Annotated in this window: 10 protein-coding genes; 7 read left to right on the forward strand and 3 right to left on the reverse strand. The window is 66.9% G+C overall.

What is annotated here, in order from left to right:
* Positions 1–32 precede the first annotated feature (32 nt).
* The 3 genes from AC4LGL_RS18730 to AC4LGL_RS18740 all read left to right on the forward strand — a co-directional run bounded on the left by AC4LGL_RS18730 (position 33) and on the right by AC4LGL_RS18740 (position 3,414).
* Positions 33–1,169: a TIGR03364 family FAD-dependent oxidoreductase gene (locus tag AC4LGL_RS18730; protein WP_491840093.1), complete on the forward strand. Its 1,137-nt coding sequence runs from the start codon at positions 33–35 to the stop codon at positions 1,167–1,169.
* Positions 1,170–1,195: 26 nt separating this feature from the next.
* Complete coding sequence (locus AC4LGL_RS18735) at positions 1,196–1,894, forward strand: phosphonatase-like hydrolase (protein ID WP_491840094.1); 699 nt, start codon at positions 1,196–1,198, stop codon at positions 1,892–1,894.
* Positions 1,895–2,079: 185 nt separating this feature from the next.
* Entirely contained in the window at positions 2,080–3,414 is a 1,335-nt protein-coding gene (locus AC4LGL_RS18740; RefSeq protein WP_491840095.1) for an MFS transporter, read from the forward strand.
* 50 nt (positions 3,415–3,464) lie between these two features.
* On the opposite strand, the gene AC4LGL_RS18745 is transcribed toward AC4LGL_RS18740, so the two are convergent.
* Both AC4LGL_RS18745 and AC4LGL_RS18750 read right to left on the reverse strand, forming a co-directional pair.
* Positions 3,465–4,211: a GntR family transcriptional regulator gene (locus tag AC4LGL_RS18745; RefSeq protein ID WP_491840254.1), complete on the reverse strand. Its 747-nt coding sequence runs from the start codon at positions 4,209–4,211 to the stop codon at positions 3,465–3,467.
* Positions 4,212–4,271: 60 nt separating this feature from the next.
* A complete protein-coding gene (locus AC4LGL_RS18750; RefSeq protein WP_491840096.1) occupies positions 4,272–5,027 on the reverse strand; it encodes an SDR family NAD(P)-dependent oxidoreductase in 756 nt (251 codons plus the stop codon).
* A 48-nt stretch (positions 5,028–5,075) separates the two neighbouring features.
* On the opposite strand from AC4LGL_RS18750, the gene AC4LGL_RS18755 reads away from it, so the two are divergent.
* Positions 5,076–5,684 (forward strand): histidine phosphatase family protein, encoded by a 609-nt coding sequence (locus AC4LGL_RS18755; protein ID WP_491840097.1) that lies wholly within the window; start codon positions 5,076–5,078, stop codon positions 5,682–5,684.
* A gap of 9 nt (positions 5,685–5,693) precedes the next feature.
* Positions 5,694–6,716 (forward strand): phosphotransferase family protein, encoded by a 1,023-nt coding sequence (locus AC4LGL_RS18760; protein WP_088305307.1) that lies wholly within the window; start codon positions 5,694–5,696, stop codon positions 6,714–6,716.
* Positions 6,717–6,720: 4 nt separating this feature from the next.
* Here AC4LGL_RS18760 and AC4LGL_RS18765 read toward each other — a convergent pair whose 3' ends face one another.
* Positions 6,721–7,116, reverse strand: coding sequence for a LapA family protein (locus AC4LGL_RS18765; protein ID WP_055118451.1), 396 nt, complete (start codon positions 7,114–7,116; stop codon positions 6,721–6,723).
* Between the two features lie 114 nt (positions 7,117–7,230).
* Here AC4LGL_RS18765 and AC4LGL_RS18770 point away from each other — a divergent pair, with 114 nt between their 5' ends.
* Both AC4LGL_RS18770 and AC4LGL_RS18775 read left to right on the forward strand, forming a co-directional pair.
* Positions 7,231–8,163, forward strand: coding sequence for an ABC transporter substrate-binding protein (locus tag AC4LGL_RS18770; protein WP_491840098.1), 933 nt, complete (start codon positions 7,231–7,233; stop codon positions 8,161–8,163).
* A gap of 28 nt (positions 8,164–8,191) precedes the next feature.
* Positions 8,192–9,298, forward strand: a complete 1,107-nt coding sequence (locus AC4LGL_RS18775) for an ABC transporter ATP-binding protein (protein ID WP_491840099.1) — start codon at positions 8,192–8,194, stop codon at positions 9,296–9,298.
* Position 9,299 lies beyond the last annotated feature (1 nt).

Raw genomic sequence — 9,299 nt, forward strand, 5'->3', positions numbered from 1 at the left:
CAAGTTGACGTGATGCGGACCACAGTATCCGCATGGGAAATCACAGCTACGACGTCGTGGTGGTCGGCGCAGGCATCGTCGGCCTCGCGCACGCCTATCACGCGCATCAGCGGGGACTGAGCGTCGCCGTTGTCGATCACGCCGACGGTGTCGTCGGTGCGTCGGTCCAGAACTTCGGCCACGCCTGCATCACCGCGCAGTCCGGCGTCGCGCGGGACTACGCCCGCAACGGCCGTCAGCACTGGCTTGACCTGTCCCGCAAGGCGGGGTTCTGGTCGTCCGAGTCGGGCACGTTCTGCGTCGCCCGCCACGACGACGAGCTCGCGGTGATGGATGAGTTCGCCACCACCCGCGGGGGCGGCGAGGTGCGGCTGCTGAGCCGCGAGCAGATCCTCGAGCGGATCCCGGTGGTACCGGCCGGCGTCACCGGTGGCATGTACCTGCCGAATGATCTGCAGGTCGACCCGCGGACCGCCGCCCCGTCGATCGCCCGCTGGCTCGAATCCGAGGGCGTCGACTTCCATTGGCGCACCGCGGCTTCCGGGTTCGAGCCGGGAGTGGTGCACACCTCGCGCGGGCCGCTGTGCGCCGGTACGACGTTCGTCACCGTCAACTACGACGTCGACCGGTTGTTCCCCGCGCTGGCCGAACGTGACGGCCTGCTGCGGTGCAGGCTGCACATGCTGCGGGCCCGCCTGCCGCTGGCCTTCGCGCTGCCCGCGCCGCTGTTCACCGGCTGGTCGCTGCTGCGGTACTCCGGATTCGAGGGGCTCCCGAGTACCGACGCTGTGGCTGATCGGCTGCGGACCGAGCATCCCGACTACGTCGCGATCGACCTGCACCAGATGTACACCCCGCAGCCCGACGGCTCACTGCTGATCGGCGACACCCACTACCGGGACATCTCGGCTCCGCCGTTCCAGTCCGAGGAGGGCTTCGCCGTCCTTCTCGACGAGGCCCGGAAACTGTTCGGCGTCAATGACATCGAGGTGACCGAGCGTTGGCAGGGCGTCTACACCTCCGCGCCCGGACAGGAGTTCCTGATCGAGCAGCCCATCGAGGGCACCCATGTCGTCACCGTGACCACCGGTATCGGCATGACCACCAGCATGGGCCTCGCCCACGCCAGCGTCGGCAACACGCTGGACCGACTCGCCGCCACCGTCTGAACGATCCAAACCGAAGGGATAAACCAATGGGTACCAAAGCAAGTGATCCGATCAGCCTCGTCGTCTTCGACATGGCCGGAACCACCGTCGAGGACAGCGGGCTGGTTCAGCAGTCGTTCCTGGCCGCCGACCGCCACGCGGCCCTGTCGAAGACCGACGCCGACCGTGAGGAGATGCTGCGCTACGTCACCGACACCATGGGCCAGTCGAAGATCGTGGTGTTCCGACACCTGGCGAAGGGCAACGAGGAGCAGGCGCAGGCGGCGAACAAGGAGTTCGAGCGCTGCTACGCGCAGCTGGTCTCCGAGGGCAACTGCAGCCCCATCCCTGGCGCAGAAGGTGTCATTACATCTTTGCGTTCCAGCGGCATCAAGACCGCGCTGACCACCGGATTCGCCCGGGAGACCCAGTCGGCCATCATCGATGCGCTGGGCTGGCAGGACCTCGCCGACGTGGTGCTGTGTCCGTCGGACAGTGTGCGCGGCCGGCCCTTCCCGGACATGCCGCTCACCGCGCTGATGCAGACCCGAACCGATTCGGTGCGTTCGATGATCGTCCTGGGGGACACGTCGTCGGACGTCATCAGCGGGCTGCGCGCCGGCGCGCGGGCCTCGATCGGCGTGCTGACCGGGGCCCACAACCGGGCTCAGCTGTCCGAGGCCGGAGCCACCCACATTCTCGACAGCGTCGCCGATCTCCCCGCTCTGGTGGCAGCCCTCCGGTAGCCCGCCAACCACCACCGCCCCCGCGGCGGTCGGTCGCAGGCCGCGCCTCCCGACCGCCGCACCCCCTCTGCACCGTTCTCGCAAGAGAAACCTGCCTTTGACGTTCGGCCACACTCGCTCGGCAATCTGCCCCGGCCCGTCAGCACACCGCCTGCCTGCAGCACGCCCACCAGAGGTGCAATCTCATGACCCAGACCGCGATTCCCGCCCCTACCACGATCGTTCCGCGCTACAAGCGCTGGCGGTTCCAGATCTTCGCCGTCACCTGGATCGCCTATGCCGGTTTCTATTTCACCCGCCAGGCCTTCTCTGTGGCCAAGCTGGGCATCCTCGAAGACCCGATCTTGTCCACCACCCTGACCAAGAGCACCCTGGCCAACCTCGATGCCGCCTACCTCGCGGCGTACGCGGCGGGGCAGTTCGTCTGGGGCCAGGTGTCCGACCGTTTCGGCCCCCGGGTGGTGATTCTCGGTGGTCTGGCGATATCGGCGATCGCCACCGTGTTCATGGGGCTGCTGCCCGCGCTGGTGTTCCTGCTGCCGCTGATGATCGTGCAGGGCCTGGCCCAGTCCACCGGCTGGTCCCCGACGCTGAGCAACATGGCCCAGTTCTTCTCGATCGGCGAACGGGGTCGCGTCCTCGGATTGTGGAGCACCAACTACGCATTCGGCGGCCTGGTGGCCGCACCGATTCTGGGCTGGGCCGCCTACGACGTGTTCGGCACGTGGCGGGCAGCGTTCTTCACCGGGGCGGCCATCGTGGTCGGGGTGTTCGTGCTGGTGCTGCTCTTCCAGCGCAACCGGCCGCAAGACGTCGGGTTGCCGCCGATCGAGGAGTACCGCGCTGCGCAGGACGCGAGGGAAGGTGTCGAACTCGATGAGTCGCCCGAAGCCGAGGCGGTCGCCGAACCCACCCCGTCGTGGCGGGAATCGCTGAAGGTGGTGCTGAGTGACAGCATGGTGAGAACCCTTGGCGCGTCGTATTTCCTGCTCAAGCCGGCCCGCTACGCGATCCTGCTGTGGGGCCCGGTGATCGTCGCGGAACGACTGGCCGACGGCGACAAGTTCCAGGCCGTGACCATCCCGGTGGCGTTCGGTGTGGCGGGGGTGATCGCCCCGATCCTGCTCGGCCGCATCTCCGACCGCGTGTTCAGTGCGCGACGCGTGCCGGCCTGCGTGATCAGTCTCGGAATCCTGGTGGCGGTGCTCGCGCTGTTCGGTCCGCTGACCGCGACGGGCAGTGCCTGGATCATGGTGGTGGTGCTCGGCCTGATCGGCCTGAGTGTGTACGGCGCCGACGCGATGATCTCCTGTGTCGCCGCGGTGGACTTCGGCACCTCGAAGCACGCCGGGACTGCGGCCGGGTTGATCAACTGTTGCGGTTCGGTTGGCGCGATCCTCGGCGGACTGCTGCCCGGCTACCTGAGCACGTCGACGTTGTTCTACGGATTCGCCGGCGCCGCACTGCTGTCCATGCTGTTGCTCCTCCCGCACTGGAACCGGATGCCTGCCGCTGACTGATCCCGCGAGCAGTCGTGAAATCCCCCTTTTTCACCCGGAAAAGGGGGATTTCACGTCTGCTCGGCGGAGGAGAATTTGGTGCGCGCGTTGACGATGCTGAACGTGACCACGTCGGGCCGGTAGCGGTCGTCGGCGCACTCGAACACCACGCCGTGCTGATCCCGCGAGACCCGGCGCTCGCGCAGCAGTGGGCTGCCCGGCGCGATACCGAGATTCGCGGCATCGTCCGGTCCGGCCGCCACCGCGTCGAGGACATGTTCCATCGAGTCGAAGTACACGTCGCGGCTGGCCAGGTAGTCGGTCATCGAGCCGGAGTCGGTATCGAACTCGAACAGCAGCGAACCCACCGATTCGATGAACGTGCTGCGCTCGATCATCGCCGGTTCACCGTCGAGCAGGCGCACGCGCAACACCTCGACCACGAAGTCATCGGCGGTCAAACCCAATGCCTCGATGGCGGTTTCAGAGGCGCGACGGCGCGCCACCTCGATCGTGCGGTTGCCGGCGACGCGCCCGGCACGCTCGGCCCACTGGGTAAACGGGGTGAACGTGTCCAGCGTCTGGGTGGCGTCATGACTGCGGACCACCGCCGGCTTGCCGCGGGAGACCCGGATCAGGCCCTCGTTCTTCAACGTCGCCAGAGCCTGGCGCACCGGGCCGCGCGACACGTCGAACTCCGCGCACAGCGCGCTCTCGGTGGGAAGTGGTGCTCCGATGGCGTAGTCGCGACGCCTGATGCGCTGACGTAGCTCGGAGGCGACGTGCTCGTGGCGCGAAACGGGCCCCGCCATCTGCATCACCTTCCGGTCAGGGTGTCATGACAAGTTTGCTACCCGCGCTACATTACCGCGCCCGGCTCAGGGCAGGCCGCCGTCCACCCGCAGGATCGAGCCGGTGGTGAAGCTGGACGCATCCGACATCAGAAACAGTGCAGCCCCGACGATCTCGGGAGGGTTGCCGGCCCGTTGCAGGGCGAGGTGGGCGAACGGCTCGCCGGCCATGTCCCAGGCCTTGCTGACATCGGTGAGGAACGGCCCGGCCATCAGGGTGTTGACCCGCACGGTCGGCCCGAACGCCTTGGCCAGCCCTTCGGTCAAGGCATTGAGCCCGGCCTTGGCTGCGGCGTAGGGGAGCATGTACTGGTCGGGCCGTAGCGATCCGGATGAGCTGACGTTGATGATCGCGCCGCCGCCGTCGGCAACCATGCGCTCACCGAGCAGGGCCGAAAGCCGGAACGGCCCTTTGAGATTCAGGTTGAACACCGAGTCGAAGAGTTTCTCGCTCACCGAGCCCAGCGACTCGTACAGCGGTGACATGCCGGCGTTGTTGACCAACACGTCGACCTTGCCGAACCGCTCGTACACCGCGTCCACCAGACCGTCGAGCTGATCCCACCGGCCCACGTGCACCTGATAGGGCAGAGCGGCACGACCGGTGGCGGCGGCGATCTCCTCGGCCGCGGCCACGCAGGAGTCGAGGTTGCGGCTGGCGATCACCACGTCGGCGCCGCACCGCGCGGCTCCCATCGCGATCTCGCGGCCCAGTCCGCGGCTGCCGCCGGTGACCAGGACGACCCGGTCGGTGAGGTCGAACAACCCGTCGGCATATCCCATGTGATGACCCTCTCCGGCCGGCTTACACCGCGGCCCTATGGTGACACGGTGCAACTGCTTCTCGTCCGACATGCTTTACCGCTGCGCAGCGAGCCCGGTCAAGGGTCCGATCCCGACCTGTCCGAAGAAGGTCTCGCCCAGGCACAGCGGCTGCCCGCCGCCCTGGCCCGCTTCCCCGTCAGCCGGCTCGTCAGCAGCCCGCAGCGGCGCGCGATCCAGACCGCGGGACCGGTCGCCAAGGAGCTGGGCCTGCAGGTCGAGGTCGACGAGCGGCTCGCCGAGTACGACCGCGACATGTCGCACTACGTGCCGATCGAGGAGATCGCCAAGGAGAACCCCGAAGAACTGGCGCGGTTGGTGAACGGTCACCTGCCCAGCAGCGTGGACGAGAACGCGTTCATGGCCAGAATCGCCGCCGCCGTCGAGGACCTGGTGGAGGTCGGTGACCATGACGGCACCGTCGCGGTGTTCAGCCACGGTGGGGTGATCAACGTGCTGCTACACCAGATCCTGCAGACCCAGCGACTGCTGTCCTTCCACGTCGACTACGCCTCGGTCACCCGGCTGCTGTCATCGCGCTCGGGCAAGCTGGCCGTCGCCTCGGTCAACGGGACCGAACACGTATGGGACCTGCTGCCTCGAAATGTCCGGTGGTAAACAGTGACGGTGACAAATCTGGAGGGTCTCGACCTCACCGCCCTGGACCGGCATCTGCGCTCGGAGGGCATCGCCCGCAGCGGTGAGCTCCGCGCCGAGCTGATCGCCGGTGGCCGTTCCAACCTGACGTTCCGGGTGTGCGACGACGAGTCCGCCTGGGTGCTGCGCCGACCGCCGCTGCACGGTCTGACCCCGTCCGCGCATGACATGGCCCGCGAGTACAAGGTGGTGGCGGGGCTGGCGGGCACCGCGGTCCCGGTCGCCCGGGCAGTGACGATGAGCAACGACGACTCCGTGTTGGGTGCACCGTTCCAGATGGTCGAGAACGTGGACGGCCGGGTGGTCCGCAGCGCATCCGAGCTTGCCGAACTGGGCGACGAGACCGTGATCAGCGACAGCGTCGACGCCCTGATCCGGGTACTGGCCGACCTGCACGCGGTGGACCCCGAGGCCGTCGGCCTCGGCGATTTCGGCAAGCCCGCGGGCTACCTGGAACGTCAGGTACGCCGCTGGGGTTCGCAGTGGGACCTGGTCCGGCTGCCCGACGACCCCCGCGACGACGACGTCAAGCGCCTGCATCAGGCCCTGGCGGATTCGGTTCCGGCCCAGAGCCGCAACTCGATCGTGCACGGTGACTATCGCATCGACAACACGATCCTGGACGCACAGGATCCGACGAAGGTCCTCGCGGTGCTCGACTGGGAGCTCTCCACGCTGGGCGACCCGCTGAGCGACGCCGCGCTGATGTGCGTGTACCGCGACCCGATGTTCAACCTGATCCTGAGCATGGAAGCGGCGTGGAGCTCACCGCAGATGCCGTCGGCCGACGAGTTGGCCAACCGTTACTCGGTGCAGTCCGGCCAGGACCTGGCGCACTGGGACTTCTACATGGCGCTTGCGTACTTCAAGGCAGCGATCATCGCCGCGGGGATCGACTTCCGTGCGCGCCAAGGCTCCGAGGCGCCCGGCGGTTCGAGTGTCGGCGAGGCGGTGGCCCCGGCGATCGCCTCGGGCCTACGCGCCATCGGCTGACGCGTCAGCTGCGCTGGGCGGCCTTGAAGTTCTTCTTGGCCGTGCGGCGCAACTGGAAGATTCGCGCCGATCCGGCGGCGACGGTCAGCAATCCGCCGGCCACCGCGGCGCCCAGAATGGCCACGCCTGTCGGCAACGACCAGTGCCAGGCCAGGAACGTCATCGGGACCGGCTCGGTGTTCTGCGCGATGAAGATCAGCAGCACGATGAGCACCAGGAAACCCAGGATCAATGCTGACCACAGCGCCCCGGCGCGGGTCAGTTTGGGCTCGGCGGCCTTACCTGACTTGGCGGGGGGCTTGCCGGCATCGGGGACCTTGCCTGGGTCAGGAGTCGGTGTCACCGGCACATTCGGCGTCGGCTCAGGCAGATCGGGCGATGCAGACGGATCGCTGGTCATACTGACATCTTTGCCCGTCGCGGCGTCAAAGCAAACACCCTGAGGTAAAGCGCGGCGGCATGTCGGGTGTGCCGTTAGGGTCTGGAGAAAGGCTGAACCGCCGAAAGGACGCGGATGCACCGCAAAACCCTGGCGACTCTGGCGATACTGCTTGCCTTCTTGATGTCTGGTTGTGGCAGTGCCAATCCGTTGGGCGGCGGGCCGATCTCGGGTGACCTGAAGTCGATCACCGTCGGGTCGGCCGACTTCCCGGAGTCCAAGATCATCGCCGAGATCTATGCCCAGGCTCTGGAGGCCAATGACTTTCAGATCCGCCGGCAGTTCGGTATCGGTAGCCGTGAGACGTATGTGCCTGCGGTGCAGGACCACTCGATCGATCTGATCCCCGAGTACACCGGGAATCTCCTGCAGTACTTCGACGCGGAGGCCACTGCCACCACGCCGGACGAAGTGCTGATCGCGCTGTTCAAGGCCTTGCCGGGAGACCTGTCGATCCTGTATCCCTCACCGGCTGAGGACAAGGACACCCTCGCGGTCACCGCCGAGACCGCCCAGCGCTGGAACCTCAAGACCGTCGCCGATCTCGCTGCACATTCGGCCGAGGTGAAAGTCGGTGCACCATCGGAGTTTCAGACCCGTCAGACCGGGCTGGTCGGCCTGAAGTCCCGGTATGGGCTGGACATCGCGCCCGTCAATTTCGTCGCGATCAGTGATGGTGGTGGTCCGGCCACCGTTCAAGCCCTCAACAGCGGTGCCGTCACGGCCGCCAACATCTTCAGCACCTCACCGGCGATCGAGCAGCACCACCTGGTGCCTCTGGGAGACCCCGAGAACGTCTTCCTGGCCGCCAATGTCGTTCCGCTGGTGGCCTCGCAGAAGATGTCGAATGAGCTCAAGACCGTGCTCGACGCGGTGTCGGCCAAGCTCACCACCGAGGCCCTGATCGAGCTGAACACCGCAGTCGAGGGCAATGCCGGCGTCGACCCGGACGAGGCGGCCGGAAAGTGGATCAGGGACAACGGATTCGATCGGCGGGTGACGCGATGAGCGCCTGCGCGAAGAGCAGAGGGACGCGGTGATCTCCTTTACCAACGTCACCAAGCAGTACCCGGACGGCACCGTCGCCGTCGACAACCTCAATCTCGAAGTGCCGCAAGGCACGCTGACGGTGTTCGTCGGCCCGTCGGGCTGCGGTAAGACCACCTCGATGCGGATGATCAACCGGATGATCGACCCCACCTCGGGCAGCATCACCGTCAACGGGGACGACATCAGCACGGTCGATCCGGTCAAGCTGCGCCTCGGCATCGGCTACGTCATCCAGAGCGCCGGCCTGATGCCGCATCTGCGGGTGGTCGACAACGTCGCGACCGTGCCCGTGTTGCGAGGCGAATCCCGGCGCAAGGCGCGCAAGGCCGCGATCGGCGTGATGGAACGGGTGGGGCTCGACCCGAAACTCGCCGATCGATATCCGGCGCAACTGTCGGGCGGGCAGCAGCAGCGGGTCGGGGTGGCCCGCGCGTTGGCCGCCGATCCGCCGATTCTGTTGATGGACGAGCCGTTCAGTGCGGTCGACCCGGTGGTCCGTGAGGATCTGCAGGCCGAAATCCTGCGATTGCAAAGCGAATTGCGCAAGACGATCGTGTTCGTCACGCACGACATCGACGAGGCGGTCAAGCTCGGGGACAAGGTGGCGGTGTTCGGCCGCGGCGGGGCGCTACTGCAATACGCCGATCCCGCCTTCGTCCTGTCGAACCCGGCCAACGAACTCGTATCGGCCTTCGTCGGTGCCGACCGCGGTTACCGCGGGCTGCAGTTCTTCCACACCAGTGGGTTGCCACTGCACCAGATCGAACACGTCGACGAGGACGATATCGACGCGCTCGACCTGAGCCCAGGCCAGTGGCGGCTGGTCATCAAATCAGGCAAGCCGTTCGCGTGGATCAACGCTGACGGTGTCGAGGTGCATCGCAAGGGCAATGAGCTCTACGACAGCACCATAGGCGGCGGGTCGTTCTTTCCGCCCGACGGCACCCTGCGGCAGGCGCTGGACTCCGCGCTGTCGTCGCCGAGCGGTCTCGGTGTGGCGGTCGACGAGGACGGCAGGCTCGTCGGGGGTGTGCGTGCCGACGACGTGCTCGACGCGCTCAAGGAGCAGCGCCGCGTCCCGGAGTTGGGGTAGC

This window comes from Mycolicibacterium arcueilense (assembly GCF_058536225.1).

What these genes read in the sequence shown, in the direction of transcription:
- AC4LGL_RS18745 (WP_491840254.1), bottom strand. Translation starts at nt 4,211, where the DNA reads ATGCAGATGGCGGGGCCCGTTTCGCGCCACGAGCACGTCGCCTCCGAG.
- AC4LGL_RS18770 (WP_491840098.1), top strand. Translation starts at nt 7,231, where the DNA reads ATGCACCGCAAAACCCTGGCGACTCTGGCGATACTGCTTGCCTTCTTG.
- AC4LGL_RS18765 (WP_055118451.1), bottom strand. Translation starts at nt 7,116, where the DNA reads ATGACCAGCGATCCGTCTGCATCGCCCGATCTGCCTGAGCCGACGCCG.
- AC4LGL_RS18735 (WP_491840094.1), top strand. Translation starts at nt 1,196, where the DNA reads ATGGGTACCAAAGCAAGTGATCCGATCAGCCTCGTCGTCTTCGACATG.
- AC4LGL_RS18750 (WP_491840096.1), bottom strand. Translation starts at nt 5,027, where the DNA reads ATGGGATATGCCGACGGGTTGTTCGACCTCACCGACCGGGTCGTCCTG.
- AC4LGL_RS18740 (WP_491840095.1), top strand. Translation starts at nt 2,080, where the DNA reads ATGACCCAGACCGCGATTCCCGCCCCTACCACGATCGTTCCGCGCTAC.
- AC4LGL_RS18730 (WP_491840093.1), top strand. Translation starts at nt 33, where the DNA reads ATGGGAAATCACAGCTACGACGTCGTGGTGGTCGGCGCAGGCATCGTC.